Origin of the sequence: Rhizobium sp. Root483D2 (assembly GCF_001426685.1) — a bacterium.
Classification (GTDB): Bacteria; Pseudomonadota; Alphaproteobacteria; order Rhizobiales; family Rhizobiaceae; genus Pararhizobium; species Pararhizobium qamdonense.
The window spans coordinates 223,947-250,559 of record NZ_LMFB01000019.1 but is presented as its reverse complement, the minus strand read 5'-3'; the positions used below and the strand labels follow the sequence as shown (position 1 = coordinate 250,559).

Here is a 26,613-nt window from a genome sequence, read left to right as displayed (position 1 = left end):
TAAGGCAGGAAGAGAGGGAGCTATTCTGCGACCACTGTTCCCTGAAGATTGCCATCGACAGCACGCAGCAGCTTCATCAGGGTCTTGATCTGCTTCTCGGTGAGGCCCTTCGTTGCCATGTCCTCAGAGGTCTTGCCGGCCTCTGTAATGGTCTGCAGCCGGTCGCGCCCGAGCGTCGTCAGATAGACTTTGGTCAGCCTTGCATCCTCATCATCGGCCCGCCGCTCCAGGAAACCCTGGGCTTCCATGCGGCCGACGGTACGGGTCATGGTCGGCGCCTTGACGCCGAGTTTCATCGCCAAAACCCCGGCGGTCAGCCCATCGGTTTCGGCCAAAGCCAGCATCACCCCATCCTGTCCCGCATAGAGCCCGCTTTCAACCAGGTTGCGCGACAGCACCGTGCGCATTGAACGTGCCGCCTGGACCAGCACCGAGGCGAGGTCCTGCGCGTGGACTTCGACGTCGTGATGCTTTTTCTTGGCTCCCTTGGCTTTCTTTTCGGCCTTGCTCTTCTTTCCCATCGGTCCTCCACCAAATTTCTTGCACGGCCATCCGTCACCTGTATGACTCGAATGACAGCCATACCGCAAGTACAACCGAAAGGCTCTCAGGAGCATGACAGTCCCCGCACCGCGTTGGAAAGACAATGTTTCCGATCTCGCGCCCGCAGCGCGAAAGGACTGGATCGCCGTCCTGCCGCTCGGCGCCCACGAACAGCACGGGTCGCACCTGCCGTTTGAAACCGATACGCTGATTGCTGAAGGACTGGTCGAGCGGGTCATCGCCCGCCTGCCTCCCGCCCTGCCCGTCACATTCCTGCCCGCCGAACCCACCGGCTATTCGATCGAACATGCGGATACGCCAGGCACGCGTTCGCTGACCTATGATGAAGCGGTAAAACGCTGGATCGGCATGGCGCAAGACCTCCACGAAAAGGGCATCCGCAAATTCGTCATGCTCAACGCCCACGGCGGTAATTCACCGCTGATGACCATTGTCGCGACGGAAGCGCGGATACGGTTCGGCATGCTGGCGGTGGCCACCAGCTGGACCCGCTTCGGTCAACCGGACGGCTGGATCCGCGCGGAAGACAAGGCAATCGACATTCACGGCGGCGATATCGAGACATCGGTGATGCTGGCCATGTACCCGGACAAGGTGGATATGGCGAAAGCGCAGTGCTTTACGTCACGCCAGTCCGACTTTACTCGCCGTTTCAAACATCTGCGCGCCTATGGTCCACATGCCTTCGGCTGGAAGATGCCGGACCTCAACGAACAGGGCGCCGCCGGTGACGCATCGGCTGCGACAGCGACGCGTGGCGAGCAGCTGATTGCGCACGCGGTGTCTGGGATCATCGAACTGTTGGAGGATGTGGCAGCTTTCGATCTTTCCATCCTGCGCTGAGCTGGGAACATCGCCGGTACGCATAAAAACAGCGGGAACATAGCCCTCGCATTTGCGCTGGCGCTCTCCATCTCCTATATCAGCGTTAACCCCATGCCCGATGGCATCCCGATTTTTCCGAGGCTCCCATGACCGAAGCAACCACAGCTGCCGCCAAGCCCATTCCCGTTACCGTGCTCACCGGCTATCTCGGTGCCGGCAAGACGACGCTCCTGAACCGCATTCTGACGGAGGCCCATGGCAAGAAATATGCCGTCATCGTCAACGAATTCGGCGAGATCGGCATCGACAATGACCTGATCGTCGAATCCGACGAGGAAATCTACGAGATGAACAACGGCTGCGTCTGCTGCACCGTGCGCGGCGACCTGATCCGCGTTGTGGAAGGCCTGATGCGCCGTCCGGGCCGCTTCGATGCCATTATCGTCGAAACCACCGGTCTTGCCGATCCGGTGCCTGTCGCACAAACCTTTTTCATGGACGACGATGTGCGCGCCAAGACCGAACTCGACGCCGTTGTGGCTCTGGTCGATGCCAAGCATCTGCCGCTGCGCCTGAAGGACAGCCGCGAAGCCGAAGACCAGATCGCCTTTGCCGATGTCGTGCTGCTCAACAAGACCGATCTCGTCACGCCGGAAGAACTGGCAAAGATCGAAGCCACCGTGCGCGCCATCAACCCTTCGGCCCGTATTCACCGCACGGAGCGCTCCAATATCGACCTGACCAAGGTTCTCGACCAGGGCGCATTCAGCCTGGAACGGGCCTTGGAAAACGAGCCGCATTTCCTCGACCATGATGATCACCACCACGACCATACCTGCGGTCCGGATTGCGGCCACGACCATCACCACCATGATCATCATGATCACGACCACCACGACCATGATCATCACGGCCATGACCACCATCATCACGATCACGCCCCCTCGCCGATCCACGACGTGACGGTACAGTCGGTGTCTCTGCGCGGCGGCGAAATGAACCCGGACCGCTTCTTCCCCTGGATCCAGAAGATCACCCAGACGGAAGGCCCAAACATTTTGCGCCTGAAGGGGATCATCGCCTTCAAGGACGACGCAGAGCGTTACGTTGTCCAGGGTGTGCACATGATCATCGAAGGTGATCACCAGCGTGCCTGGAAGGACGGCGAAAAGCATGAGAGCCGTCTCGTCTTTATCGGCCGCGAACTCGACCGCGAAAAGCTTGAACGCACGTTCAAGGCTTGCGAAGCCGTTCCCGCCGAGGCCGCAGCTCACTGATGCCGACAGTTGCTCCTCTCGACCTTCAAGGTCACGTCGCCGGCGTGGCCTTTCTCGGCGACATCCCGTTCTTTGCCGAATCCTCCGGGCTCATCCATAGCCTCGATCACGGCCACAAAACCGTCGAGGCGCATGAGGGCCTGCTCTCCTCCATCCGCGATGACGCGACCGATACGCTTTTGACCGGCGGCGAAGACGGCAAGGTGCTGCGCATCAAGGCAGACGGCACGGTGAGCGAAATCGCCCATGTGCCGCGCAAGTGGATATCGCAGGTCGCAGCCGGACCGCAGGGTGCGGTTGGCTATGCCTATGGCAAGACGGCGCATGTGCGGCTGGCGGACGGGACCGTCAAGGATTTCACCGAGGAGCGCACAGTCGAGGGCATCGCCTTTGCGCCGAAAGGCCTGCGCATTGCGCTTGCCCGCTATAATGGCGTCTCGCTGCATTGGGTGGCGATCCCGGGTCAGCCGGTCGATCTCGAATGGAAGGGCGCCCATACCGGCGTGAGCTTCTCCCCCGACGGCCGCTTCGTCGTCACCTCGATGCAGGAAAACGCGCTGCATGGCTGGAAGCTGGATACCAAGCCCGGTGCCGAAACCCGGCACATGCGCATGACCGGCTATCCGGCCAAGATCAAATCCATTTCATGGTCCGCCAAGGGCAAATGGCTGGCATCCTCCGGCGCACCGGCCGCCATCGTCTGGCCCTTCCAGGCCAAGGATGGCCCGATGGGCAAGGCGCCGCTCGAACTCGGCACCCGCGCCAATATCATGGTCACGCAGGTGTGCTGCCACCCGGTCGAGGAGATCGCGGCGATCGGCTATGCCGATGGCATGATCATGGTGGTGCGCTTCACCGACAGCAAGGAAGTGCTGCTGCGCCGCCCCGGCAAGGGTGCCATTACCGCCATGGCCTGGAACAAAAACGGCCGCCAGCTTGCCTTCGGCTCGGAAGCGGGAGATTGCGGCGTGGTCGATATCGCCGGGTGACAAAAAAGCACGTTTTCGCTCTACGTGAACTCGGGCTCGCGGACATGCCAATGGCCGCGCGCATTCATCGCGAGACGTTCAATGCCAGTTTTCCGTGGATCGGGGCCCTGCACACACCCTCTGAAGACCTTGCCTACTGGTCCGAGCATCTGTTCAAGACGAGCAGAATCTGGGGCGCGCTGAGTGACGGCAACCTTATCGGCGTCATCTCGTTAAGCGAAACCTGGATCGAACAACTCTATGTCCGTCCAGGCTTCCAGCATGCCGGTGTCGGCTCGGCGCTTCTTGACGTTGCACAACATGCCGCGCAGTCCTTGCATCTCTGGACATTTCAGCGGAACGACGACGCACGTCGTTTCTATGAAAAACTCGGTTTCGTCCTAGTCAAAATGACGGACGGTTCGGAGAACGAGGAAAGGGAACCGGACGTGCTCTATCGATGGGACAAATCCGGCATATCGCGATGATGGTGCAAGCCCTGCCAGCCTACGCGCTCTTCACCACGCCAATTCCACCTGCGGCCGGCCGTTCGAGGTTTTCTCGACCGTTCGTCCGGTTTCGTCGATGGTGCAGTGGACGCGTTTGCGGAAAGCCGAGAAGCTGTCGAACGTGACGACGTCCACCGGCTCGTCGAAATCGAGCGTGAGGCGGTAGCGGCCGGGTTGGGCGGTCACGGCCTGGACGCCGAGAATTGTCGCCTCAAAGGGCTGGCCGAGATAATGGCCTTTGACCCGCGACCCGAGCATCCACGGATTGAGGGGCGGCCGGTTGCCGATCATGGCATGCAGCGTGTTCCAGTCGCGAAACCCGTATTGCGCGGCAAGAAGCTCCAGCGATTTCGAATGGGTGATGTCCTGGCCGCCGGTGGCAAGACCGGCGCGCAGCCGTTTTGCCTGGTCTTTCAGGGCATCGAGTGAGGGAAGCGGGATCGATCCACGCATCGTTCAGTCTCCAACATGGAGCGTGCAATCATCCGGAGGGGGTCCGCCTTGCCACCGTTCGCACGCCACAGAGATGGACGACCGAAGAGGAATTATAAGAGACTTCACCAAAAGCACGAAGCTCGCGGACGGCCGGGGCTCTCACCCGTTGGCGAGCGTTTACCGCAGCAGAACCTGTCTGTCAAACCACGGTCATCAGCCGGGGCGCACCGTTGCTGCAGCCTCGTTGGCAAGAATGATGTCGGCCATCAGCTGGTGCAGGCTATCGCGATAACCAGTGCGGGCGGATGGCGCGTCTTCCTCGGAGGTCATGGCGACGGTAAGCCCAAGCGACGGCACGATATAGAGCATCTGGCCGCCATAACCCCAGGCATAGCGAACGTCGCGGCCCGCCATATTGCGCAGGAACCAGCCATAGCCGTAACTGTCGCCGGTAAACTGCGAATTGGTCCTGTGCTGCCAGGATTGCGCAACCCAGTCCGCAGGCACGATCTGAACCCCTTCCGGCGTCTTGCCGCCATTGCGGTAGAGTTCGCCAAAAGCCAGAAGCGACCGCGTGCTCATCGCCATCTGATTGCCACCGAGATAGATGCCCTGCGGGTCTCGGTCCCAGGCGGTGATGGAAAAGCCCTTCAGCGGCTCGAACCACCGGCGCGCCAGAGCCAGCGTCGATTGCCCGGAGGTACGTGTCAAAATGGCAGACAAAAGATGCGTAGAGCCTGTCGAGTAAAGCATGGGTCCGCCGGGATCGGCAGCAAACGGCAGGGAAAGCGCGCTGCGCACCCAGTTGCGGCTTGAAACCCAGCGGCCGTAATTGGGACCGGACGTCCGCCCAAGCCCCGCCTGCATGGAAAGAAGATTTCCGATGGTCACCTGCTGCAGGCGCGGATCAGGGTTCTCAGGCAGATCCCGCGACAAAATCGGCGCAATCTTCTGATCGACGCCCTCCAGTTCGCCTTTGGCAATAGCGATACCGACGAGCGCGGACATGATCGATTTGGAGGCCGATTTGATATTGGTGGGCTCTCGCGGCGTATGCCCGCCATAACCGCGTTCGGCGATGATGCCGCCATCACGCGAGACGACCACCGATTTTAGCGATGACAATTGCGCGGCGCGATCGAGAATGGCGCTCACCGCAGCCGTTTGTGCGGCAACGGGAAGAGCGGCGTTGTCCTGCGCCAGGACAGAGCCGCTGGAGAAAACAAGGGCGAGGCAAAGAAGGGTCCGGATCAACATGCCGGTATGCTGGCTGCGGAAGACGGCGAATTCCAGAAGGAAATCCCGATTTTCCCGAATGTCACGCGAAGTTGACGGGCATGTTACCGCACGGCAGGCGTCAGCATGCCGGCAGGAAAAATGGCATCGCGCTTTTACAGCGCGATGCCATGGCCATTTCAAGCTGCGCGGCGAAGGCGCGGCATGGCGAGCTTGCGGCCGCTGGCGACCAGCATGCCGGCCGCACCGTCCAGCCAGCCGTCTTTCAGCTCGATGGCCAGAAACCGGTTGCGCTCGAACGGGCCAGGCATGACGAGATGCTGTGCCTTGGCGGCAAAAAAGCCGAAACGCTCGTAATAGGGTGCGTCGCCAACCAAAAGGATGGCGCCGTGACCACGGCTCTTGGCCTCGCCGATCGCCGCCCGCATCAGGGCGCCGCCGATACCCTTGCCCTCATGGGCGGCATCGACCGCCAGGGGGCCAAGCAGCAGCGCGTCAACGGGCGTGCCGTCGCGGCTGACGCCGGCTTCGACGTTCCACAGGCGCACGGTGCCGATGACATGGCCATCCGGATCGCGGGCGACCAGAGCCAGGCCTTCGGCCGGCACACGGCCGCGGCGCAGCGTCTCGGACGACTTGCGGCGGCGGTTCGGGCCCATGGCCTGGTCAAGCAGATTTTCGCGTGCGACAACGTCGCCCGGATTTTCAGCGTCGATGGTGAAGGCATTCTGCGCAAAAAAGGCGCGGACAGAATCAAGAACAGCGGCCATCTTGGCCTCCCGTACTCAAAACCGATTCAAACGGTATCGAAAACAAATTGTGAATTTGCTGCTCCGGTTTGACCCGGAGCAGACTGTTTAGCTGACGCCAATCAGATGACGTAGGACTTCAGCGGATCGAAACCGTTGAAAGCCACGGCCGAATAGGTCGTCGTGTAGGCGCCCGTGCCCTCGATCAGAACTTCGTCTCCGATCGAAAGCGTGATCGGCAGCGGATACATGTTCTTCTCGTACATCACGTCAGCCGAATCGCAGGTCGGACCGGCCAGCACGCAAGGCTCCATCGCGTCAGCGTCATGGACGGTGCGGATCGGGTAACGGATCGCTTCATCCATGGTTTCGGCGAGACCGCCGAACTTGCCGATGTCGAGGAACACCCAGCGGTGGTTGTCATTGTCCGACTTCTTCGAGATCAGGACGACTTCCGCCTTGATCACGCCGGCATTGCCGACCATGCCGCGGCCCGGCTCGATGATGGTTTCCGGGATGTTGTTGCCGAAGTGCTTGCGCAGCGACGAAAAGATCGCCTTGCCATAGGCTTCCGCCGACGGCACGTCGCGCAGGTACTTGGTCGGAAAACCACCGCCCATATTGACCATCTTCAGCTGGATGCCCTGCTTAGCAAGCTGCACGAAAACGCGCTTGGCATCGGCGAGTGCCGAATCCCAAGCATCGACCTTGGTCATCTGCGAACCGACATGGAACGAGACGCCGTGGGAGACGAGGCCCAGCTGATGCGCATAGACGAGAACGTCGACAGCCATCTGCGGGACGCAGCCGAACTTGCGCGACAAGGGCCATTCGGCACCTTCGCCATCGGTCAGGACGCGGCAGAACACGCGGGCGCCGGGAGCGGCACGGGAGATCTTTTCGACTTCCTCATGGCTATCGACAGCAAACAGCGAAACGCCGAGCGCATGCGCCTTGGCAATGTCGCGTTCCTTCTTGATCGTGTTGCCGAAGGAGATGCGCGAAGCGGTCGCACCGGCATCGAGCGCCATTTCGATTTCGGCGACGCCCGCGCAATCGAAGTTGGAGCCCAGGGAGGCGAGCAGGCGCAGGATTTCCGGCGACGGGTTTGCCTTGACGGCGTAATAGATCGAGCTATCCGGCAGAGCGTGACGGAAAGCCTTGAAATTGTCGCGCACGACATCGAGGTCGACCACAAGGCAAGGACCTTCGGGACGTCGGGTGTTCAGGAAATCGATGATACGTGCAGTCGTCATGGTTCTATCCTCAATCAGATACGCTCCACAAAGATGTGGAGGACAAAGGACATACGCGAACATGCCCTGGAACCAGCCGGTGGAGACCCCGGATCCAGACATGCGCACGATGCGCGAATGATGGAACAACGCCCCGCCAAGAGCTTTGATCCGCTTTGTCTGCCATTGATTGGAAGGATGACCCTACCGCACTTCCGGCAATGAAGGTGTGCCTCTTCAGTAACCCCCGCTGATGGAAAGCAGGGAGAGAACAAAAAGGCCCGCACCGTCGTTGCTTCAGATGTCCTCGCATTTTCCGGTTGGCCGGAGGAGCGACTGGAGGGGTTAATTCCAGGTACCTTACCGATTTCCTCACCAAATTCGAGGGTCGGCGGACACCCATGGGCACGTGCGACTTTGGGCTGAAGCGGAGATAAGAAAAAACATTGTCGTAATCAAGACTTTTTTCGAATTGGCCGATGATTTTTTCTGCGCAGCGCCAACCGTTAATATGTTCAGATTTGCTGAACAATCCGAGCGAACCCGTCGCGAAAACCAACGCCTTGTTTTAAGATCGTTTTTGGGAAACGCGCTTTGGTGTTCCGCAGAACGCGAAACGTTAACGGCTGCAACGGTCCTTCGCCTTTGCGCAATGCCGGTCTATCGTCGCAGTGGCCAAGAAAAAGCGAATCACGAACAGGGCGGCAGCCCAAACAGGCAGGAACAGCAGCCCGATGGATACACTGACCCGCATTCGCGCCTTCATCGATGTCGTCGATGCCGAGGGATTTTCCGCAGCCGCGCGGCGCGTCGGGCGCTCGAAAGCGCTTCTGTCGAAATATGTGCGCGAGCTTGAGGACGAACTCGGCGCCCTTCTGCTCAACCGCACGACCCGGCAGTTTTCGCTCACCGAGGCCGGTCATACCTATTACCGTACGGCATCGGAAATCCTGAAAGAGATCGACAACCTCGCCGACCTGGTTCGCGCCAGCAATTCCGACCTCAAGGGCCGCCTGCGCATTTCAGCACCCCGCACCTTCGTCGATGCGGAAATCGGCCAGTCGCTGATCGATTTCGGCAAGGCGCATCCGGAACTGTCGCTGGAAATCATCTCCGACGACCGTTTCGTCGATCTGGTCGAAGAAGGTTTCGACGTGGCAATCCGAATCACCAAGCTGGAGGATTCGACGCTGATTGCCCGCAAGCTCGATGATTTTCAGGTTCTCTACTGCGCGACACCGGCATTCCTTGAAGAGTTTGGACCCATCAGCCACCCGTCCGAACTGTCGCGGCACGCCTGCATCATCGACACCAACGGCCGGTCCTACAGCAACTGGCGCTTTATGGAGCCGGATGGCACCGGGTTCAGCGTGCCGGTTGGCGGGCCGATCGAGGTCAACAGCCCGCTTGCTGCTGTACGCGCGGCGGAATCCGGCATGGGCATTGCCAGCGTTCCCGATTTCATCGCGAGGCCGAAGGTCACCGCAGGCATATTGGTCTCCATGTTCGAAGATTATATCCCGAAGGATCGCGGCATCTACGCGATCTACCCGCACCGGCGCTATCTACCGACCAAGGTGCGCACCTTCGTTGATTTCCTGCACCAGTGGTTTCGCAAGAATGCGGAAAATTGACACGGTCCCATTGGGCGAAAAGTCCCAATTCCGTCCCATTTGACATACATTGCTCGCGTATTGGCGTTGCGCCCGAAACAGCCAAAGGAATCACGATAGAATGAAGCGATTGCCCCTGATCCTGACGGCAGCGGCCGTGTTTGCGCCTGGTGCCGCACTCGCGCATCCGCATATCTTCGCCGAGGCCCGCCTGGAGATTGTCGCCGACGGGACGAACCAGATCACCGAATTGCGCAATGTCTGGCGCTTTGACGAGCTGTTTTCCGCCAGCGTCGTGATGGATTTCGACAAGAATTCCAATGCGCAGCTCGATCCCGACGAATTGCAGGAGGTTGGCCAGACCGTGCTCGATTCCCTGCAGGAATACAATTATTACACGACGATCACCGACAATGGCAAAACCATCAAGGTCAACAAGCCCAACGAAATCACTGCGGATTACAAGGACGGCCAGTTGCTCTTGATGTTCGCCGTCAAGCCTGCCGAGCCGATCCCGCTCAAGGGCAATATGTCGTTCGGCGTGTATGATCCCACTATGTATACGGCGATGGATTTTCCGACGGACAGCGATCTCGTTGCGGTCGGCGACCAGCTGAATGCCTGCGAGCACAAGGTGGTACGCCCCGACCCGGATGAAGTGCTTGCCCAGAACCAGGCCAGCCTGACCGACGCCTTCTTCAACGACCCGACCGGAACCGACATGTCGAAGATGTTTGCCACACGAATCGAGTTCAAATGCTGATGGGGCGCGGTCCTGCCCGCCTGATCGGCCTCGCGCTGATTGTCACGGCCGCCGGTATCAGCGTCGCCCATGCGCAATCGCCACTCGGCATCGGCACCGCAGAGCCATCCTTCAACACCAGCGGTATCTTCGGCGGCTTTTTCGCCTGGATTAACATGGAGCAGCAACGCTTCTACCACACGCTGACCGAAGCGATCAAAGCCATGCGCGACGACCCGTGGCATCTCTGGTCGCTGATCGGGCTGTCCTTTGCCTATGGCGTCTTCCATGCCGCAGGCCCCGGCCACGGCAAGGCGGTCATCTCCTCCTACATGATCGCCAACGAGACCGAGCTGAAGCGTGGCGTGCTTTTATCGTTCCTGTCATCGATGATGCAGGGCGGCGTCGCCATCCTGCTCGTGGGTGCCGCCTATCTCGTCCTGCGCGGTTCCTCGATCTCGATGACCCAGGCGACGCATTTTCTGGAAGTGGCGAGCTACGCGCTGATCGCAGCCTTCGGCGGCTGGCTGCTGTTTCGCAAGCTGCGCGGCATGCGGGCGCGGCGCCTGGCGCCTGCCGTTGCACACGACCACGGACACGCGCATAACCACGCACATCATAACCACGATCATTCCCACGGCCATAGTCACGCTCACGGCGAGGTCTGCGACACTTGCGGCCACGCGCACGCGCCTGATCCGTCGACGCTGAAAGGCGACCGGTTTGCGCTGCGTGAAGCCTGGTCGGCGATCATTGCCGTGGGTTTGCGGCCCTGCTCGGGTGCACTGATCGTGCTGAGCTTCGCGCTGCTGAACGGGCTCTATCTGGGTGGCGTGCTTTCGGTCTTTGCCATGTCGATCGGCACCGCCATCACTGTCTCGGTGCTGGCGACGCTCGCGGTTACCGCCAAGGACCTCGCCGTGCGCTACGCATCCAGCGGCTCATCGGCCATGCGCATCAGCAATGGCATCGAAATTTCCGGCGCGTTGCTGGTGCTGACGCTCGGCATCGTCCTGCTTGGCGCTTCGCTGCAGGGCTGACCTTTATAGTCCGCGGCCGCGCTGGTAGCGGGCGCGCAGCCAGAAGATCAGGAAGAAGGCGAGCACGAACAGCGCGCCGAAGGCCGCCGCAAGCCAAGGTGAATAGGTACCGATCCAAAGCATGATATTCGGCAGGATGAAGAAGCCCGCGCCGACGACGAGCAGGATGACTGCCGCTGCGACTGCCGGCGAACGGTCTTTCTTTTCCGGAATGGTCATGCGGTCTCCTTTTGCGAAAGCTCGGTGCGGATATCTTCCAGCTTGCGCTTCTGCGTGCCATCACCGGCAAAATTCTCCGGCGACAGCCAGGCTTCGAAAGCCGCATTCAGCACAGGCCATTCGCCGTCGATGATCGAAAACCATGCGGTATCGCGATTGGCGCGCTTGGACAACATGTGCTGGCGGAAAACGCCTTCAAAGCTGAAGCCGAGACGGTTGGCCGTCTTTTTGCTCGCTTCGTTGCGGTTGTCGCATTTCCACTCGTAGCGCCGGTAGCCAAGGTCATCGAAGACATGCTTGGCCATCAGATAATGCACCTCGGTGGACAGAGGTGAACGGGCCATCGAGAAGGAATGTGCGACACCGCCGACCTCGACCACGCCATTGGCCGGATCCGGCCGCATGTAATTGGCCAGGCCCACCACATCGCCCGTGGTCTTGTCGTAGAATACCTCCGTGACCCAGCCGCCCTTTTGCACGCCCGTCAGCCAGGCATCGAAATCCTCGATGCTGCGAAAGTCGTCCTGTGCGAAATATTGCAGCCGCGCATTGATCTCCAGACCGCCGAAGGCCTGCCAGAGCGCCTCGAGATGCGCTGCGCGATCATAGGGCACGATCCGGACATACCGGCCTTCGAGAGTGACCGGCTTGGGCGCCGGACAGCCAGTCCAATTGGTCAAATCACGCATCTGCACACTCCCCGAGTGACCACACCATCAGCCCTCAAACCGGCACGTCTTACCGCACCGGTCTGTATTAAGGCTTTGACGCTGGCATAGGACAGCTCAGGCATCCGCACAAATGCAAAGTGATGATGGATTGATCACCAAGGCGACTTGATCGGCGGTTGGCCGGTCTGCGGCACCGAGGTTTGTGGCGGGTTTGCCTGAGCCTCGATCACCGGAGTCTTGGCCGAAGAAACCGTCGCCTCGATATGATCGACCAGCGCGTCGGCAAGACCGAGGCGTCCGGCGAGCTGATCGAGATAACCGCGCTCGGCACGGCTGTCGGCATCGATGGCCAGACGGGAGGCAGTATAGAGCTCGACGCGCTCTTCCTCGCTCACGGCGGCAGCGACGATGGCGTCGAGATCGACGGGCTTGCTGAGCTCTTCGTGCAGGAACTGTTCGGCTTCCGAATCAAGGCCGGAGACTTTGACTTTGTCCATGATGCGGGCGCGCTCGGTATCGTCGATATGGCCATCGGCGCGCGCAGCCGCGATCATGGCGCGCACGAGCACCAGAACGAAATCGTTGCGGAGAACCGCAGGCTCCGTGCTGAAGCCGGAATCGGCAGGTGGCGGCAGAAGCTCGGGCTGCGCCTGCTCTTGCGGCTGTACCACCGGCTCCTTGCCGGCCTGGTAATTCTTGTAGGCCTGATAGCCGAGGCCAGCGATGGCAGCCAGACCACCAAGCTTCAGGGCAGAACCCGCGACCTGGCGGCCGGTACCCGTGCCGAGCAGGACAGCGGCGATGGCGCCGGCGGCCAGCGGATTGTCCTTGGCCATCTGCGTCGCCTGTCCAGCGCGATCACGCACCGAGCCACCGGCGCCGGGGATCTGAGAACCCAAAAACTGATCCAGCAATTTCTTTGCGTCAAACATTCGGTCCACTCCCTTGAGGCCGGTTTCGGTCGGATAGAGACATAGGAATGCAACGGGAGGAATACAAATGAAAGACACAAGCAAATGTGCCGCAGTCACGGAATGCGCGACTTAGGGTCAAACCAGCGATGGTTCTGCAGCGACTTGAATCCGGCGCGATATGCGCGAAGGTTGTCCGCGTGGACGACCGAAACCGGCTGGTCCATCAAGTGAACGGCATGGGGATGAAGAAAGGGCGGATTCCAGGCAAAGTGGATATCGCCCCAAAACAGCGTGAAAGGCTGATGCTGCCAATCCTCAACCAACAGGATTTCGCAGATCACACCGTTGAAGCGAAACGCACGCTTGTGGCGGAAGCGTTTTCCGGTGACCTCATCGATATCAGCGCCTTTCGAGGCGAGAAGTGCATCGATCGCGCCGAAATCTGCGCCGCGATAGACAAGATCGATATCGGCATGGTCACGCGGCGGAAAAAGACCGAGCAGTTCCTCCGCCCATCCGCCAAAAAGATCGCATTCCACCCCACTTTCACGCAGGGTGGAAAGAACGCTGCAGACCGTCGCGGAGCCATTGTGCATGGAGGAGACCTCCGCCCGTGTTGGCTGCGAAAGAGGTCAGCCTCTCAGCGCAAACGCCTCTGCGGCCAGCTTGGTGATGCCGGCCCAGTCGCCCTTGGCAACCAGTTCCTTCGGCGCAACCCAGGACCCGCCGACGCAGACGACGTTGGGCAGCGACAGGTAATCCCTCGCATTGGACAGCGAAATGCCGCCGGTCGGGCAAAACAGCGTGCCGGCAAGCGGCGAAGACAGCGACTTCAGATAGGCAGCGCCGCCGGCCTGTTCAGCCGGGAAGAACTTCATCACCTTGTAGCCTTCTTCGCGCAGGCCCATGACTTCGCTGGCGGTTGCGGCACCCGGCAGCAGCGGGATCTCGGAATCATTGGCGGCATCGATCAGTTCCTGCGTCGTGCCGGGGCTGACGATAAACTGCGAGCCTGCCTCGACGGCTGCCTCATATTGGGCTGCGTTGAGGATGGTTCCGGCACCGGCAACGGCGCCTTCCACTTCGTTGGCAACCGCGCGGATGGCTTCCAGAGCGGCCGTCGTGCGCAGGGTAATCTCGATCGCCTTCAAGCCACCGGCCACAAGCGCGCGCGCCAAGGGCACGGCAGTCGCGACGTCATCGATGATCAGCACCGGAACGACCGGCTGCAATTTCAGGACGGAAAGAAGTCTATCGGTTTTCTCGCTCATGCCGGACAGCCCTTTTAAAACGATTGAAGTGAGGTTCGAATACTCTTCCCATCCGCCTTTGTCGATACCAAACGGGACCGGCCGAACCTATTTGGACATGGTGACGCAGGCTTGACAGCGGCGCTGCACCAACCTGCAGCACAGGAAAAAGCGGCCAGAATTGCTTGCTTGTTCAAAGGACACAATCCTGTAGTCTGGGCGCGATTGAAAGCAAAAATGGCAGGCTTATCAATGGCCAAGGAAATTGAACGCAAGTTTCTGGTGGCGTCCGGCAGCTGGCGGGAGGCCGCAGACGGCGGCACGCGTTTTCGGCAGGCCTATATCGTCACCATGGATGACCGGTCCGCCCGCGTACGGCTGATGGATGACCAGCGGGCGAAACTGACGATCAAGATCGGCAGCGGCGCGATGACCCGCGACGAATTCGAATACGAGATCCCCGTGGACGACGCCCGTGACATGATGTCGAAAGCCATCGGCCTCATCATCGAAAAGACCCGCTACAAGGTGCATCATCACGGCTTTGTCTGGGAGGTCGACGTCTATGCCGGCGCGCATGAGGGCCTAGTGGTCGCCGAAGTCGAGCTCGGCGCTGAAGGCGACACGCCAGCCCTGCCCAACTGGCTGGGTGCCGAGGTGACAGGGGACCCGCACTATTCCAACCAGTATCTCTCAACCAGCCCATTGGTATCCAAGGCAGATCATGAGCTATCGTATTCGCCCTTCTGAACATTTCACGGCTGAATTCAAGGCTGTCGGCACCGGGCAACTGACGCTTGCCATCGCCGCCTTGACCGAGCGCCCGCAGGGGCTGGCCGACGCGATCCACGATGCCCGCAAGAAATTCAAGCGGCTGCGCTCGCTTTACCGCCTTGCCGCCGCAGATATCCCGGCCTTCCGGCGTTCGGAAAATACGCGCATCCGCGACATGGCACGGACGCTTTCGACCTCCCGCGATGCCACCGCACTCGTCGAAGTCAGCCGGTACCTGCTGGACCACGCCGAAAACAACGAGGAGCGCGCGGCCCTCAAACGGATCGGCAAGGTTCTGCCCGCCCGGCGCGACGCGCAGGCAGCAGAGGAAAACCCGCTCGAAGACACCGTGGCAGCGGCCATCGCCACCTGCGGCCGGGCGCTGGAGGCACTGTCACGCATCACGTTTCAGGATGGCGGCAAAAAGGGCGCAAAACGCATCGCCAAGGGGTGGCGCAAGGCACTGGAAAAAGCAGCGGCGGCGCGAAAGGCCTGCGCCGATAGGACAGACGCGCATCTGTTTCACGAGTTGCGGAAGCGCAGCCAGGATTACCGCTTCTACCTCAATATGCTGCAACGCCTCTGGCCCTCCGCCATGCATGCAAAGCGGGCCGAAGTCACCAGGGTCGTCGATCTGCTCGGCCATCACAATGATCTTGCGCTGCTTGCCTCACTCGTCGACGAACAGCCGCATCTTCTGGGCAAGAGCGAGGACGTTGCCTATCTCCTCTCCGCCGTCATCACCCGCCAGAAAATCTTGCGGGAGGAAGCCCTGACGGTCGCGGCTTCAGCTTTCCGCGACGACCCAAAAGCAGAAAGCCGCGCGATCAGGCTTCTGTGGCAGGACGCGGTCTGACGCGGCGTTCCCGGCATTGATACTGCCAATCCCTGTCAATATGATCGGGCATGTCCCGCTCCACCCGCCTTCTCGATCTGATCCAGCTTTTGCGCACCTACCGCCGTCCGGTGAGCGGCAGCGCGCTGGCGCAGCGCATGGGCATCAGCATCCGCACGCTCTACCGCGATATCGCCACTCTGCAGGCGCAGGGCGCCGACATCCAGGGCGCACCCGGCTTCGGCTACGTGCTCAAACCCGGTTTCCTGATGCCGCCGATGATGCTCAGCGAAGAGGAAATCGAAGCCTTGGTGCTCGGCGCGCGCTGGGTGGCGGCGCGGGCCGACGACGAACTCAAGGATGCGGCGCAGAACGCCTTGGCCAAGATTGCCGCCGTGCTGCCTGCCGATCTGCGCCACGAACTGGAGACGAATTCGCTGCTCGTCTACAACACGCGCGAACTGAAGATCGGCACCATCGATTTCCCCGCCATCCGCGAAGCCATCCGGCTGGGCATGAAGATCGACATCGACTATGCCGACGTCAACGGCCAGCCGACCACGCGGCGCATCTGGCCCTTTGCCCTGGCCTATTTCGAGGAAACCCGCGTGTTGGCTGCCTGGTGCGAATTGCGCAATGATTTCCGCCATTTCCGCACCGACCGTTTCAGTACGATGACCGTGACCGGCATCCGTATTCCGCGCCGGCGCGACCTGCTTCTGGCGGAATGGCGCCGTGCCCATAACGTCACCCACGATATGTGATCCTGCTGCCATAAATTGACAGCATGCCGGAATAAAAAGTCTCCGAACCCAACCAGAGGAGACTGCCATGAAAACCGATTTTGTTCTGCCTGTCGAAAGCCCGGCCGAGAGCGCCGTTTTCTACATGGCGATGTTTGGTGCGCTGCCGCTAGAACTGTCGCCGAGCTACGCAGTCGTCCTCATGAACGATGCCCTGAGACTGGGCCTCGCGCGCAAGAACAAGCAACCGGCTGCCGTGAACGCCAACGATGCCGAACTGCCGATTTTCGTTGCAGGGCGTGAAGGCGTCGATGCGCTTCATGACGAGTGGCGCAGGAAAGGCGTAACGATTGTGCAGGAACCGGCCGCATCCGACAGTGACTATACGTTCACCTGCACCGATCCGGACGGCCACCGCCTGCGGGTCTTTACGCCGCAAGCCGCCTGATCCGCCTGATCGTCCCGCGACCGGCCGCACACCCGATTGCGTGCGCGGCCGGAAAGCTGTATTTCACGCCGCATGACAGACATGCTTCAAACGCCTCGCCCGTTGGACAGCGGCCAGTTTCTGGTGGCGGCACTTTATCATTTCGCCGCGTTCGCGCGGTTCGCCGATTTTCGCGAACCGCTGCAAGCGGTCTGCGATGACAACGGCGTCAAGGGCACATTGCTGCTTGCGCATGAGGGCATCAACGGCACGATCGCAGGACCCGAAGAGGGCATCCGGACCGTGCTCGCCTTCCTGCGCGCACAGCCGGAATTCGTGGGTCTCGAACACAAGGAAAGCTGGACATCGTCCATGCCGTTCCTGCGCATGAAAGCCCGGCTAAAGAAGGAAATCGTCACCATGGGCGTCGAGAATATCGACCCCAACAAGATCGTCGGCACCTATGTGGCGCCGAAGGACTGGAACGCCCTGATCTCCGATCCGGACACATTGGTGATCGATACCCGCAACGATTACGAAACAGCCATCGGCATGTTTCGCGGCGCTGTTGATCCCAACACCAAGAGTTTTCGCGAATTTCCCGATTGGGTAAAGAACAATGCCGACCTGGCCGCCAAGCCGAAGATCGCCATGTATTGCACCGGCGGCATCCGCTGCGAGAAGGCGACCGCCTTCATGAAGGAGCAAGGCTTTGATGAGGTCTACCACCTGAAGGGCGGCATCCTGAAATATCTCGAGGACATGCCGGAAGAAGAAAGCCTCTGGGACGGCGCCTGCTTCGTCTTCGACGACCGGGTCTCGGTCACGCATGGCCTGAAGGAAGGCGAGCACACGCTTTGCCACGCCTGCCGCCAGCCGCTGACCCCACAGGACCTTCTGTCACCCCATCACGAGCATGGCGTCACCTGCATCCACTGCTATGACAGCCGCACGGAAGAAGACCGCCAGCGCTACCGCCAGCGGCAGCGCCAGATGGACCTGGCAAAGAAGCGCGGCGAGCGGCATCTGGGGAGCTGAATAGGCGCGGGGCAGGAAGTTATTGCGCCCCATGTGGAGGCCGTCACCCGGCCTTATGGTTGCCCTTCGGAAACTGCCCGGCCAGTTCCTTGTACCAGTGACCGCTTGTCTTGATGGTACGGACCTGGGTGTCGTAGTCGACATGGACGATGCCGAAGCGCATCTTGTAGCCCTCCGCCCATTCGAAATTGTCCATCAGGCTCCAGGCGAAGTAACCCTTCATCGGATAGCCTTCCTTGATCAGATCGGCCGTGACGGCCAGATGAGCGGCGATGTAGTCGAGGCGCGGCTGGTCATCGACCACGCCGTCTTCGACGCCCATATTGTAGGCGGCACCATTTTCGGTGATGTAGCAGTCCGGCAAGGTGTAGCGGTCGTTGACCGTGCGGATGAGATCACCGAGCGCCTGCGGAAAGATCTCCCAGCCGATATCTGTCTTGATGTCGCTGACCGGCCTGGCACTGACCGTTGCCGGAAATTCCGCGCTCGCATCCGGATCATCGGAAACGCGCATCGGCGTATAATAGTTGATGCCCCACCAGTCGGTCTTCTGGCTGATCGTCGCCATGTCGCCATCCTCGATGGCGGGCATGCGCTCACCGAGCGCCGAGAGAAAGTTTTCAGGATATGCACCCTTGAAGATCGGCCCGAAGAAGACGCCATTGTGGAAATCGAAGGCCCGCTCGGCGGCCGCCTTGTCCTTAGCGCTGTCGCTGCCGGGATAGACCTGCATCGGGTTGATGACGATGCCGACCGGCAGGTCCGGCTTCAGGTCGCGAATCGTGGAAACGCCAAGGCCGTGGGCGAGATTGGTAAAATGCAGCGCATGCAGTGCCGCATCCATGTTGCGCTCGCCCGGCGCGTGGATGCCATAGAGATGGCTGAGCCAGACCGAGCACCACGGCTCGTTGAAAGTCGCCACCGCATCCAGCCGGTCACCCAGCGGGCAATGACCGTTTTGGCATAACGCTGGTAGGCATAGGCGGTCGTGCGCGCTGTCCAGCCGCCATCGCCCATCAGCGCCAGCGGCAGATCCCAATGGTAGAGCGTGGCAAACGCCTTGATGCCGCGGGCTTTCAGCCCATCGACGAGACGGTCGTAGAAATCCAGCCCCTTTTCGTTGACCGGCCCGGTGCCCTCCGGGATGATGCGCGGCCAGGCGATCGAGAAACGATACGCCTCGACGCCGAGGCTCTTGATGAGATCGAGGTCTTCGTCCAGCCGGTTATAATGATCGCAGGCGATATCACCATTATGGCCCTGATAGACCCGGCCCGGCATGTTGGAAAACGCATCCCAGATCGACGGCTTGCGGCCGTCGGCCTTGGTCGCACCTTCGATCTGGAAGGAGGCGGTCGCGACGCCGAAAATGAAATCGCCGGGAAAGCGGTCTGCCAGGGTTTTGGGATCGATCATGACATTCTCCGCGTAGGCACCGTCAACTGCAACGTTGCAGTAAAAACGCTTCGCGAAGAAGTCAACCTCGAACCTGTTAGGGCTGGCAGGTTTCACGCCCGGCAAGGATAGGGTATTCAGGCTTCGGGAAAAAGAATGGCCTCATAGTCCTGAACACCGTTCAGAATGTGCAGGATGTCCACCCTGTCCTCATTGACTGTGTAAAAAATCAGGTAGCCCCGATAGGGACGCCGTCTGACACCTGCCTCAGCATAACGCGGCACGAGCGGAAACGCCAGGGGAGATTGCGCCAGCCGTTCGCAACGATCAATCAGCTCCCGAACAAAGGTTGCGGCCCGGCGCGGATTGCCGTGAGAAATATAATCGGCGATTTGCTCAAGGTCCGCCTCGGCAGCGGCGGTGAAAACGACGATCACGAATCGCTGTCTTTCGCCTCGCCTTCATATTTGGCCAGCAGGCGCTCAAGCACATCCTTGGCGGGTTTCACCCGGCCAGCTTTCACATCGGCAAGCCCTTGAGCAATCGACTGGTCGAGTGCCGCCAGTCTTTTCTCGCGATCCTCGATCAGACGGACGCCTTCCCGCAGCACCTCGCTGCGCGAATTGTAGCGCCCGTTTTTCACCAGATCGGTCACATAGTCTTCCAGATGTTGCCCGAGGTTTGCGCTGCTCGCCATGCTCGTTCCTTTGTGTCCGCTGGCAGAAGACAATAACAGTTAGCATAGCAGCATGCGCAAACCGGATAAAGACCGCGAAGACGCCTAAACCTTGATCCAGGCCCCATTCCGCTTCGACGACTGCACGCAGGCATCGACGAACACCATACCCTTCATGCCGTCATCGATTGTCGGATAGGTGACGGCCGGATCGACGGCCTCGCCTTTGCGCTTGGCAAAGATGGCGCGGGCGGCCTCCGTGTAGATATTGGCAAAGCCTTCGAGATAGCCTTCCGGATGGCCCGACGGGATGCGGGAGACGCGGGCGGCGGCAGGGCCGGAGCCGGCGCCGTTGCGGGTGATGAGGCGCTTGGGTTCGCCGAACGGCGTGTACCAGAGATAGTTTGGGTCCTTCTGCGTCCATTCCAGGCCGCCCTTGGTGCCATAGACGCGGACCATCAGGCCGTTCTCGTGGCCGGGCGCAACCTGGCTGCACCAGAGCATGCCCTTCGCCCGCTGGCCGTTCTTTGCCTTGAAGCGCATCATCACATGGGCGTTGTCGTCAAGCGCCCGGCCTTCGACGAAACTGTCGAGATCGGCGGCCAGCTCTTCCAGCTCGAGACCGGAAACGAAGGCTCCGAGATTATAGGCATGCGTGCCGATATCGCCGGTGGAACCACCCGCACCGGACTTTGCCGGATCGGTGCGCCATGAGGCCTGTTTCTGGCCGGATTGTTCGATATTCTCCGTCAGCCAATCCTGCGGATATTCCATCTGCACCAGGCGGACAGCGCCGATATCACCATTCTCGATCATCTCACGGGCCTGGCGGACCATCGGATAGCCGGTGTAATTATGCGTCAGCACAAACAGCACATCGCTCTCGTCGGCCAGCTTCTTCAGCTTCCTTGCGTCCGACAGCGTCGAGGTCAAAGGCTTGTCGCAGATCACATGGATACCGCGCTTCAGGAACTCGCGGGCCGCCTCGTAATGCACATGGTTTGGCGTGACGATGGCCACTGCCTCGATGCCGTTTTTCAGCTTGGCCTCGCGGATCGCCATTTCCTTGAAGTCGGAATAGCTGCGCTGCGGATCAAGACCGAGTTCTGCGCCGGAAGCTTTCGCCTTTTCCGGCGTCGATGACAGGGCGCCGGCCACCAGCTCGAACTGATCGTCCAGCCGCGCGGCCATGCGGTGAACCGCGCCGATAAACGCACCCGAACCGCCGCCGACCATGCCGAGACGGATCTTCTTTTCGCGAACCTCAGTGGTTCCTTCGATTGCCATGATGTTCTCCCTTGAATCTTTAGGTTTGCGGAGACGTCCACCTCCCCCTTTAGGGGGGAGGTCGCAGCGAAGCTGCGGGTGGGGGTGACGCTTTGGATCTCGCGGAAATCACCCCATCCCGGCGCTGCGCGCCGACCCTCCCCCTCAAGGGGAGGGTAGAAAATCAAAGCCCCAGCATCCGCCGGTTCGCCGCATCGTCCGTGCCGCTGTCGGCGAAATCGTCGAAGGCTTTTTCGGTGACGCGGATGATGTGGTGCTTGACGAATTCCGCACCTTCGCGCGCGCCGTCTTCCGGATGTTTCAGCGCGCATTCCCATTCGACCACGGCCCAGCCGTCGAAATCATTCGCCGTCAGTTTCGAGAACACCGCGCCGAAATCGACCTGACCATCGCCCGGCGAGCGGAAGCGCCCGGCCCGGTTGACCCAGCCCTGATAACCGCCATAGACGCCCTGGCGCCCGGTCGGATTGAACTCGGCATCCTTGACGTGGAACATCTTGATGCGCTCGTGATAGATGTCGATATTGTCGAGGTAATCCAAGCACTGAAGAATGTAGTGCGAGGGATCGTAGAGCATGTTGGCGCGCGGATGGTTGCCGACACGCTCGAGGAACATCTCGAAGGTGACGCCATCATGCAGGTCTTCGCCAGGATGGATCTCATAGGCGATATCGACGCCGCAATCTTCGGCATGGTCGAGGATCGGTTTCCAGCGGCGGGCCAGTTCGTCAAAAGCGGTTTCCACCAGCCCGGCCGGACGCTGCGGCCATGGATACATGAACGGCCAGGCCAGCGCGCCGGAAAAGGTCGCATGCGCCTTGATGCCGAGATGCTTCGACGCCGTCAGCGCCAGCTTGACCTGCTCGACCGCCCATTCCTGCCGCGCCTTCGGATTGCCGCGCACTTCGGGTGCGGCAAAACCATCGAAGGCTTCGTCATAGACCGGATTGACCGCAACCAGCTGACCCTGAAGATGGGTCGAAAGCTCGGTCACTTCGATGCCGTTCTCGCGCGCCTTGCCGGCAAATTCGTCGCAATAATCTTTGGAGGTGGCTGCCTTTTTCAGGTCGATCAGCTGGCTCGCCCAGGTCGGAACCTGCACGCCGATATAGCCGCAATCGGCAGCCCATTTGGTGATCGAATCCCATGAATTGAAGGGAGCGGCATCGCCGGCGAATTGTCCGAGGAAGAGCGCGGGGCCCTTGATGGTCTTCATGTCAGATTCCTCCCTGATTATCGACCGTAAACGTTTTCGAAGTGTGTCAACACGCCGTTCATCGAGGGCAAGACGCCTCTTGCCGATAACGGCCAGCTGGTGGGACAGCCGCAATTCCAGTGCGCCGGAACCTAATCACGGACGCCGCATGGCGGCAAGAGGTACGTGCCGCAAAACTGAAACCACAGACCTGAAACCAAAGAATTGCGCGGCCTGATCCCATAAAAATGGGCGCCCGTTTTCGCGGGCGCCCGGCAGCTTGCAGAACCGATTAGAATGGTGAATCGGGGAAGTAGAAGTCCTTGGCATTGTCCTTTGTCACGAGCGTCGCATCGATCGTGTAGACGCCGCGAACCGGAACCTGACCGTAGAAATTCGCAACGGTCATTTCGAGTGCGGTACCAACCATTGCCGGCGGATAGAGCACATCGACCGGGATCATCTTGTCGCCGTCCATGACCTTCTTGATCATGTCCTTGGAACCGGCACCGGCCACGACATACTGGATGTCGGTGCGCTTGGCCTGATCGATGGCCTGCAGTACGCCGACAGCCATGTCATCGTCCTGGCACCATACAACGTCGATCTTCGGGTACTTTGTCAGGTAGTCCTGCATGACCTTGAAGGCATCGTCGCGGTTCCAGTTGCCGAACTGGCGGTCGAGAACCTTGACATTGGAGCCTTCGATGCCCTTGTCGAAGCCGTCCTGGCGCTGCTGGTCGATCGGGATCGGCAGGCCGCGGATGATGACGACTTCAGCGTCCGGCGTCGTTGCCTTGATATATTCGCCGGCCGTCTGGCCAAGCGCCGGATTGTTGCCGGCCACATAGAGGTCGCGCACGGTGTTGTCGTTGACCGACGGTGCGCGATCGACGATGGCGACGAACGTGCCCTTGCTCTTGACTTCCTTGATGGCGTTGACGAGCGGATCCGGATCGGACGGCAGGATCACCAGCGCGTCGATACCCTGGGTTTCAAGGTCCTGAACGGCATTGGCTTGGCTTGCCGGATCCGGCGAGGTCTTGACGATGACGTTGAGGCCCGGATGGCTTGCCATCAGAAGCTTGGCGACACGCTCGGCATGAAACACCACGCCCGAGGTCCAGCCATGGTCGGCGGCCGGGATCGAAACGCCGATCGTGACCTTCTTTTCTTCCTGTGCATGGGCCACGCCGGTCAGCGCCATCATGGCGACGGCTGCAGCGCCCAATAATCCCTTACGCATGTTTCTCTCTCCCTAGTGATGCGGGTCTTGCAGTCTTTGAGACCGGGCGACCCCCTGAACCCGGCAGTTTACGATTTCCGAACCAGCGAGCGCTGGACGAGCATCGCAACAATGATGATCGTGCCCTGGATGGCGCCGATCAGATATTCGCTGATGAAATTGGACAGCAGCATGATATTGCCGACCAGTTCCAGGATAAAGGCGCCGCAGATCGTGCCCCAGACCCGGCCGGCGCCACCTTTCAGCGCGGTACCGCCGACGACGACGGCCGTGATGGCCTGGAGTTCCCACAGAATGCCTGTCGTGGCCGAGGTCGAGCCGAGGCGCGGCACATAGAGCAGGACCGCAATCGCCACGCAAAGCCCCTGGATAACGAAGGCGATGGTGCGAACCCGGTTGACCGGAATGCCGGAATAGCGGGCCACATCGGCGTTCGAGCCGACGGCAACTACATGGCGGCCGTAGCGGGTGCGGTAAAGAATGAACGCCGCAACACAGGTCACCGCCAAGATCACCGCGATCGGCACCGGCACACCCAGAATGGAGCCGAAATAGGCCGGACGGTAGATCTCCTGCAGCGCCGGATCCTTCAGCGTGATCGCCCCGCCCTGCGACAGCCAGGTGGTGAGGCCGCGATAGATACCCATCGTGCCGAGCGTCGCGATAAACGGCTCGATGCGGCCGACCGTGGTGATCAGCCCATTGGCAAGGCCGCAAAGCGATCCGGCAACGACGGCAAAGAGCACGGCTGCCGTCAGCATCAGGGCCGGGTCGGCGATAACGCCGGAATTCATGAACAGGATCATCAGGCTGGCGACGAAGGCGACCATGGCCCCGACCGACAGATCAAGATCGCCAGACGAAATGACGAAAGTAGCGCCGATCGCGATGATGGCGATGAAGGCGCTGCGGGTCGCGACATTGGCGAGGTTGTTCAACCCGATGAAATTCGGATTGACGAGCGCGCCGAGGATGAGAAGCAATATCAAGGCGGCAAAGGGTGCGACGGCCCGAAGGTCAATATCCCGCCAGTTCCGGCGCCGCACGTCCCGGGTTTCCTCATTCACGCTCGTGTCCACTCCAACCTCCCGTCCCATTATCCCTGGGGTTTATATTTCAGTGCGCCGCTTGCGCATCAAAGTTCAGGCTGCGGCCTTTTTCTTCAATCCGGCCGCATAGCGCATGATCTCCTGCTCGGAGATTTCATCGCCTTCCAGCATGCCGACGATCCGCCCTTCGCGCATCACCGCAACGCGGGTGCAAAGGCCGATGACCTCGGGCATTTCCGAGGAGACGACGATGATCGAGCGTCCGTCGCGCGCCAGCGCCGAGATGAAATGATAGATCTGCTGCTTGGTGCCGACATCGATGCCGCGGGTGGGCTCATCGATGATGATGATCTCGGGCTCGGTTTCCATCACCTTGGCGAGCAGCAGCTTCTGCTGGTTGCCGCCCGACATGCGCCCGGCCACGACATTGCCGTCACGCACCCTGATATCGAAGCGGCGGCGCGCACGCTCCAGCGCCTGCGCCTCGCTGGCGGGGCTGAGATATCCGAGCTTGCCGTGGTTTTCGAGCGACTGCAGCGTCAGATTGGCAGTCATCCGCGAATTGAGCAACAGACCCTTCGACTTGCGGTCCTTGGTCATATAGGCAAGACCGCGCCGGTTGGCGGCATGCACATCGCCTGACGGAACCGTCTCGCCGCGAATGATCACCTCTCCCGACGCGCGCGACCTCAAACCCGCAATCGCCTCCATCAGCTCCGTGCGGCCTGAGCCGATCATTCCGGAAAAGCCGAGGATTTCGCCCTTGCGAACCTCGAAAGTCGCGTCCTTCACATAACCGGTCGAGAGCGCATCGACGCTCAGCACGACCTCCTCATCGACATTGGGTTCGCGCTTGGCCGGATAGAGCTTGGAAAGCTCGCGACCGACCATCAGCTGGGCAATCGATTCGCCATCGAGGATCGATGTCGGCGAGGTCTTGATCCATTGGCCGTCACGCAGCACCGTCACGCGGTCGGTCAGCTCCATGACCTCGTCGAGCTTGTGCGACACGAAGACAAAGCTCGTGCCCTGGTCACGCAGCTTGCGCACCTGCTTGAACAGGAAATTGGTTTCATCGCGGGACAGAACTGCAGTCGGCTCGTCCATGAAGACGACACGGGCATCTCGGCTGATTGCCTTGGCGATCTCGACCATCTGCTTGTCGGCGATCGACAGCGAACTGATCATCGCGTTTTCGTCCACATGCGACCCGAGCAGATCGAGAACACGCCGCGTTTCAGCCCGCATGAACTTGCGGTCGAGCACGCCGAAACGCGTGACTTCGCGGCCAAGAAACAGGCTCTCGGTGACGGTCAAATGCTCTGCAAGATTGAATTCCTGGTGAATGATGACGATGCCAAGCGCTTCAGCCGCGCCGTTCGGCGGCAGCTTGACCGGCTGTCCATCGAGAATGATTTCGCCGGATGTCGGCTGCTCGAAACCGGAAAGGATCTTGACGAGCGTGGACTTGCCAGCCCCATTCTCCCCCATCAGGGCATGAATTTCGCCGGCACGCAGATCGAAATCGACGCTGAACAGGACCTGCACGCCGTTGAACGACTTGCTGATGCGCCGTGCAGATAGCACGACCGCGCCTTCACTGGCGCCGCTGGTCTGCGAACTCATGAATTCCTCCCTGCGGCTCCCATCCGCTTGAATGCTATGTAAACCTTTACATAGACCATGTAAAGGTTTACATCA

General features: G+C 60.5%; 29 protein-coding genes and 1 pseudogene. 12 read left to right on the top strand and 18 right to left on the bottom strand.

The features are described from left to right. Window positions 1–20 precede the first annotated feature (20 nt). A complete protein-coding gene (locus ASD32_RS17380; RefSeq protein ID WP_060639287.1) occupies window positions 21–521 on the bottom strand; it encodes a MarR family transcriptional regulator in 501 nt (166 codons plus the stop codon). Between the two features lie 94 nt (window positions 522–615). On the opposite strand from ASD32_RS17380, the gene ASD32_RS17375 reads away from it, so the two are divergent. The 4 genes from ASD32_RS17375 (at window position 616) to ASD32_RS17360 (ending at window position 4,122) form a co-directional block, all read left to right on the top strand. Then, window positions 616–1,407 (top strand): creatininase family protein, encoded by a 792-nt coding sequence (locus ASD32_RS17375; protein WP_060639286.1) that lies wholly within the window; start codon window positions 616–618, stop codon window positions 1,405–1,407. A gap of 128 nt (window positions 1,408–1,535) precedes the next feature. Beyond that, window positions 1,536–2,666: a GTP-binding protein gene (locus ASD32_RS17370; protein WP_060639285.1), complete on the top strand. Its 1,131-nt coding sequence runs from the start codon at window positions 1,536–1,538 to the stop codon at window positions 2,664–2,666. Next, on the top strand, window positions 2,666–3,655 hold the full coding sequence (locus ASD32_RS17365; RefSeq protein ID WP_060639284.1) for a WD40 repeat domain-containing protein: 990 nt from the start codon (window positions 2,666–2,668) through the stop codon (window positions 3,653–3,655). Before ASD32_RS17370 ends, ASD32_RS17365 begins: the two co-directional genes overlap by 1 nt. Window positions 3,656–3,705: 50 nt before the next feature. Next, entirely contained in the window at window positions 3,706–4,122 is a 417-nt protein-coding gene (locus tag ASD32_RS17360; protein ID WP_244490191.1) for a GNAT family N-acetyltransferase, read from the top strand. Between the two features lie 30 nt (window positions 4,123–4,152). Here ASD32_RS17360 and ASD32_RS17355 read toward each other — a convergent pair whose 3' ends face one another. The 4 genes from ASD32_RS17355 to odc2 all read right to left on the bottom strand — a co-directional run bounded on the left by ASD32_RS17355 (window position 4,153) and on the right by odc2 (window position 7,819). Beyond that, window positions 4,153–4,596: a glyoxalase superfamily protein gene (locus ASD32_RS17355; protein WP_060639283.1), complete on the bottom strand. Its 444-nt coding sequence runs from the start codon at window positions 4,594–4,596 to the stop codon at window positions 4,153–4,155. 195 nt (window positions 4,597–4,791) lie between these two features. Further along, window positions 4,792–5,835, bottom strand: coding sequence for a serine hydrolase (locus ASD32_RS17350; RefSeq protein WP_156383213.1), 1,044 nt, complete (start codon window positions 5,833–5,835; stop codon window positions 4,792–4,794). 158 nt (window positions 5,836–5,993) lie between these two features. Next, the gene (locus tag ASD32_RS17345; protein ID WP_060639282.1) at window positions 5,994–6,584 is read right to left on the bottom strand and encodes an N-acetyltransferase; all 591 of its coding nucleotides are present in this window, start codon (window positions 6,582–6,584) and stop codon (window positions 5,994–5,996) included. Window positions 6,585–6,685: 101 nt separating this feature from the next. Then, window positions 6,686–7,819 carry an ornithine/lysine decarboxylase gene (odc2, locus tag ASD32_RS17340; protein ID WP_060639281.1) on the bottom strand — a complete coding sequence of 378 codons (1,134 nt, stop codon included), beginning with the start codon at window positions 7,817–7,819 and terminating at the stop codon, window positions 6,686–6,688. 713 nt (window positions 7,820–8,532) lie between these two features. On the opposite strand from odc2, the gene ASD32_RS17335 reads away from it, so the two are divergent. The 3 genes from ASD32_RS17335 to ASD32_RS17325 all read left to right on the top strand — a co-directional run bounded on the left by ASD32_RS17335 (window position 8,533) and on the right by ASD32_RS17325 (window position 11,193). Next, complete coding sequence (locus tag ASD32_RS17335; RefSeq protein ID WP_060639280.1) at window positions 8,533–9,432, top strand: LysR family transcriptional regulator; 900 nt, start codon at window positions 8,533–8,535, stop codon at window positions 9,430–9,432. Window positions 9,433–9,532: 100 nt separating this feature from the next. Continuing rightward, window positions 9,533–10,174, top strand: a complete 642-nt coding sequence (locus tag ASD32_RS17330; protein WP_060639279.1) for a DUF1007 family protein — start codon at window positions 9,533–9,535, stop codon at window positions 10,172–10,174. Further along, window positions 10,168–11,193, top strand: a complete 1,026-nt coding sequence (locus ASD32_RS17325; protein ID WP_060639278.1) for a nickel/cobalt transporter — start codon at window positions 10,168–10,170, stop codon at window positions 11,191–11,193. The genes ASD32_RS17330 and ASD32_RS17325 overlap by 7 nt, the downstream gene beginning before the upstream one ends. A gap of 3 nt (window positions 11,194–11,196) precedes the next feature. On the opposite strand, the gene ASD32_RS17320 is transcribed toward ASD32_RS17325, so the two are convergent. The 5 genes from ASD32_RS17320 to ASD32_RS17300 all read right to left on the bottom strand — a co-directional run bounded on the left by ASD32_RS17320 (window position 11,197) and on the right by ASD32_RS17300 (window position 14,268). After that, complete coding sequence (locus tag ASD32_RS17320) at window positions 11,197–11,412, bottom strand: hypothetical protein (RefSeq protein WP_060639277.1); 216 nt, start codon at window positions 11,410–11,412, stop codon at window positions 11,197–11,199. Then, complete coding sequence (locus tag ASD32_RS17315; RefSeq protein ID WP_060639276.1) at window positions 11,409–12,101, bottom strand: GNAT family protein; 693 nt, start codon at window positions 12,099–12,101, stop codon at window positions 11,409–11,411. Before ASD32_RS17315 ends, ASD32_RS17320 begins: the two co-directional genes overlap by 4 nt. A 134-nt stretch (window positions 12,102–12,235) precedes the next feature. Then, window positions 12,236–13,015: a tellurite resistance TerB family protein gene (locus ASD32_RS17310; RefSeq protein WP_060639275.1), complete on the bottom strand. Its 780-nt coding sequence runs from the start codon at window positions 13,013–13,015 to the stop codon at window positions 12,236–12,238. 95 nt (window positions 13,016–13,110) lie between these two features. Then, window positions 13,111–13,593 (bottom strand): hypothetical protein, encoded by a 483-nt coding sequence (locus tag ASD32_RS17305; protein ID WP_060639274.1) that lies wholly within the window; start codon window positions 13,591–13,593, stop codon window positions 13,111–13,113. A gap of 36 nt (window positions 13,594–13,629) precedes the next feature. Then, a complete protein-coding gene (locus tag ASD32_RS17300) occupies window positions 13,630–14,268 on the bottom strand; it encodes a 2-dehydro-3-deoxy-phosphogluconate aldolase (RefSeq protein WP_060639273.1) in 639 nt (212 codons plus the stop codon). A gap of 231 nt (window positions 14,269–14,499) precedes the next feature. Here ASD32_RS17300 and ASD32_RS17295 point away from each other — a divergent pair, with 231 nt between their 5' ends. From ASD32_RS17295 to ASD32_RS17275, 5 genes are all read left to right on the top strand, one after another. Next, complete coding sequence (locus tag ASD32_RS17295) at window positions 14,500–14,997, top strand: CYTH domain-containing protein (RefSeq protein ID WP_060639272.1); 498 nt, start codon at window positions 14,500–14,502, stop codon at window positions 14,995–14,997. Next, on the top strand, window positions 14,972–15,877 hold the full coding sequence (locus tag ASD32_RS17290; RefSeq protein ID WP_060639271.1) for a CHAD domain-containing protein: 906 nt from the start codon (window positions 14,972–14,974) through the stop codon (window positions 15,875–15,877). Before ASD32_RS17295 ends, ASD32_RS17290 begins: the two co-directional genes overlap by 26 nt. A gap of 50 nt (window positions 15,878–15,927) precedes the next feature. Further along, a complete protein-coding gene (locus tag ASD32_RS17285; protein WP_060639270.1) occupies window positions 15,928–16,620 on the top strand; it encodes a YafY family protein in 693 nt (230 codons plus the stop codon). Window positions 16,621–16,687: 67 nt separating this feature from the next. Further along, window positions 16,688–17,047: a VOC family protein gene (locus tag ASD32_RS17280; protein ID WP_060639269.1), complete on the top strand. Its 360-nt coding sequence runs from the start codon at window positions 16,688–16,690 to the stop codon at window positions 17,045–17,047. A 72-nt stretch (window positions 17,048–17,119) separates the two neighbouring features. Continuing rightward, window positions 17,120–18,064, top strand: coding sequence for a rhodanese-related sulfurtransferase (locus ASD32_RS17275; RefSeq protein ID WP_060639268.1), 945 nt, complete (start codon window positions 17,120–17,122; stop codon window positions 18,062–18,064). Between the two features lie 43 nt (window positions 18,065–18,107). Here the strand turns inward: ASD32_RS17275 and ASD32_RS17270 are convergent. The 8 genes and pseudogenes from ASD32_RS17270 to ASD32_RS17235 all read right to left on the bottom strand — a co-directional run bounded on the left by ASD32_RS17270 (window position 18,108) and on the right by ASD32_RS17235 (window position 26,538). Further along, window positions 18,108–19,480, bottom strand: a pseudogene (locus ASD32_RS17270) (GH1 family beta-glucosidase). Window positions 19,481–19,596: 116 nt separating this feature from the next. Further along, window positions 19,597–19,896, bottom strand: coding sequence for a type II toxin-antitoxin system RelE/ParE family toxin (locus tag ASD32_RS17265; protein ID WP_060639267.1), 300 nt, complete (start codon window positions 19,894–19,896; stop codon window positions 19,597–19,599). Next, entirely contained in the window at window positions 19,893–20,156 is a 264-nt protein-coding gene (locus ASD32_RS17260) for a type II toxin-antitoxin system ParD family antitoxin (RefSeq protein ID WP_060639266.1), read from the bottom strand. The genes ASD32_RS17265 and ASD32_RS17260 overlap by 4 nt, the downstream gene beginning before the upstream one ends. An 84-nt stretch (window positions 20,157–20,240) precedes the next feature. Then, complete coding sequence (locus ASD32_RS17255) at window positions 20,241–21,422, bottom strand: Gfo/Idh/MocA family oxidoreductase (RefSeq protein WP_060639265.1); 1,182 nt, start codon at window positions 21,420–21,422, stop codon at window positions 20,241–20,243. A 163-nt stretch (window positions 21,423–21,585) separates the two neighbouring features. Then, window positions 21,586–22,638, bottom strand: a complete 1,053-nt coding sequence (locus ASD32_RS17250) for a sugar phosphate isomerase/epimerase (RefSeq protein ID WP_060639264.1) — start codon at window positions 22,636–22,638, stop codon at window positions 21,586–21,588. A 271-nt stretch (window positions 22,639–22,909) separates the two neighbouring features. After that, a complete protein-coding gene (locus ASD32_RS17245) occupies window positions 22,910–23,863 on the bottom strand; it encodes a substrate-binding domain-containing protein (protein ID WP_060639263.1) in 954 nt (317 codons plus the stop codon). Between the two features lie 68 nt (window positions 23,864–23,931). After that, entirely contained in the window at window positions 23,932–24,960 is a 1,029-nt protein-coding gene (locus ASD32_RS17240; RefSeq protein ID WP_060639262.1) for an ABC transporter permease, read from the bottom strand. Between the two features lie 45 nt (window positions 24,961–25,005). Further along, entirely contained in the window at window positions 25,006–26,538 is a 1,533-nt protein-coding gene (locus ASD32_RS17235; RefSeq protein ID WP_060639261.1) for a sugar ABC transporter ATP-binding protein, read from the bottom strand. Window positions 26,539–26,613 lie beyond the last annotated feature (75 nt).

What these genes read in the sequence shown, in the direction of transcription:
- ASD32_RS17380 (WP_060639287.1), bottom strand. Translation starts at nt 521, where the DNA reads ATGGGAAAGAAGAGCAAGGCCGAAAAGAAAGCCAAGGGAGCCAAGAAA.
- ASD32_RS17375 (WP_060639286.1), top strand. Translation starts at nt 616, where the DNA reads ATGACAGTCCCCGCACCGCGTTGGAAAGACAATGTTTCCGATCTCGCG.
- ASD32_RS17370 (WP_060639285.1), top strand. Translation starts at nt 1,536, where the DNA reads ATGACCGAAGCAACCACAGCTGCCGCCAAGCCCATTCCCGTTACCGTG.
- ASD32_RS17365 (WP_060639284.1), top strand. Translation starts at nt 2,666, where the DNA reads ATGCCGACAGTTGCTCCTCTCGACCTTCAAGGTCACGTCGCCGGCGTG.
- ASD32_RS17360 (WP_244490191.1), top strand. Translation starts at nt 3,706, where the DNA reads ATGGCCGCGCGCATTCATCGCGAGACGTTCAATGCCAGTTTTCCGTGG.
- ASD32_RS17355 (WP_060639283.1), bottom strand. Translation starts at nt 4,596, where the DNA reads ATGCGTGGATCGATCCCGCTTCCCTCACTCGATGCCCTGAAAGACCAG.
- ASD32_RS17350 (WP_156383213.1), bottom strand. Translation starts at nt 5,835, where the DNA reads ATGTTGATCCGGACCCTTCTTTGCCTCGCCCTTGTTTTCTCCAGCGGC.
- ASD32_RS17345 (WP_060639282.1), bottom strand. Translation starts at nt 6,584, where the DNA reads ATGGCCGCTGTTCTTGATTCTGTCCGCGCCTTTTTTGCGCAGAATGCC.
- odc2 (WP_060639281.1), bottom strand. Translation starts at nt 7,819, where the DNA reads ATGACGACTGCACGTATCATCGATTTCCTGAACACCCGACGTCCCGAA.
- ASD32_RS17335 (WP_060639280.1), top strand. Translation starts at nt 8,533, where the DNA reads ATGGATACACTGACCCGCATTCGCGCCTTCATCGATGTCGTCGATGCC.
- ASD32_RS17330 (WP_060639279.1), top strand. Translation starts at nt 9,533, where the DNA reads ATGAAGCGATTGCCCCTGATCCTGACGGCAGCGGCCGTGTTTGCGCCT.
- ASD32_RS17325 (WP_060639278.1), top strand. Translation starts at nt 10,168, where the DNA reads ATGCTGATGGGGCGCGGTCCTGCCCGCCTGATCGGCCTCGCGCTGATT.
- ASD32_RS17320 (WP_060639277.1), bottom strand. Translation starts at nt 11,412, where the DNA reads ATGACCATTCCGGAAAAGAAAGACCGTTCGCCGGCAGTCGCAGCGGCA.
- ASD32_RS17315 (WP_060639276.1), bottom strand. Translation starts at nt 12,101, where the DNA reads ATGCGTGATTTGACCAATTGGACTGGCTGTCCGGCGCCCAAGCCGGTC.
- ASD32_RS17310 (WP_060639275.1), bottom strand. Translation starts at nt 13,015, where the DNA reads ATGTTTGACGCAAAGAAATTGCTGGATCAGTTTTTGGGTTCTCAGATC.
- ASD32_RS17305 (WP_060639274.1), bottom strand. Translation starts at nt 13,593, where the DNA reads ATGCACAATGGCTCCGCGACGGTCTGCAGCGTTCTTTCCACCCTGCGT.
- ASD32_RS17300 (WP_060639273.1), bottom strand. Translation starts at nt 14,268, where the DNA reads ATGAGCGAGAAAACCGATAGACTTCTTTCCGTCCTGAAATTGCAGCCG.
- ASD32_RS17295 (WP_060639272.1), top strand. Translation starts at nt 14,500, where the DNA reads ATGGCCAAGGAAATTGAACGCAAGTTTCTGGTGGCGTCCGGCAGCTGG.
- ASD32_RS17290 (WP_060639271.1), top strand. Translation starts at nt 14,972, where the DNA reads ATGAGCTATCGTATTCGCCCTTCTGAACATTTCACGGCTGAATTCAAG.
- ASD32_RS17285 (WP_060639270.1), top strand. Translation starts at nt 15,928, where the DNA reads ATGTCCCGCTCCACCCGCCTTCTCGATCTGATCCAGCTTTTGCGCACC.
- ASD32_RS17280 (WP_060639269.1), top strand. Translation starts at nt 16,688, where the DNA reads ATGAAAACCGATTTTGTTCTGCCTGTCGAAAGCCCGGCCGAGAGCGCC.
- ASD32_RS17275 (WP_060639268.1), top strand. Translation starts at nt 17,120, where the DNA reads ATGACAGACATGCTTCAAACGCCTCGCCCGTTGGACAGCGGCCAGTTT.
- ASD32_RS17260 (WP_060639266.1), bottom strand. Translation starts at nt 20,156, where the DNA reads ATGGCGAGCAGCGCAAACCTCGGGCAACATCTGGAAGACTATGTGACC.
- ASD32_RS17255 (WP_060639265.1), bottom strand. Translation starts at nt 21,422, where the DNA reads ATGGCAATCGAAGGAACCACTGAGGTTCGCGAAAAGAAGATCCGTCTC.
- ASD32_RS17250 (WP_060639264.1), bottom strand. Translation starts at nt 22,638, where the DNA reads ATGAAGACCATCAAGGGCCCCGCGCTCTTCCTCGGACAATTCGCCGGC.
- ASD32_RS17245 (WP_060639263.1), bottom strand. Translation starts at nt 23,863, where the DNA reads ATGCGTAAGGGATTATTGGGCGCTGCAGCCGTCGCCATGATGGCGCTG.
- ASD32_RS17240 (WP_060639262.1), bottom strand. Translation starts at nt 24,960, where the DNA reads ATGGGACGGGAGGTTGGAGTGGACACGAGCGTGAATGAGGAAACCCGG.
- ASD32_RS17235 (WP_060639261.1), bottom strand. Translation starts at nt 26,538, where the DNA reads ATGAGTTCGCAGACCAGCGGCGCCAGTGAAGGCGCGGTCGTGCTATCT.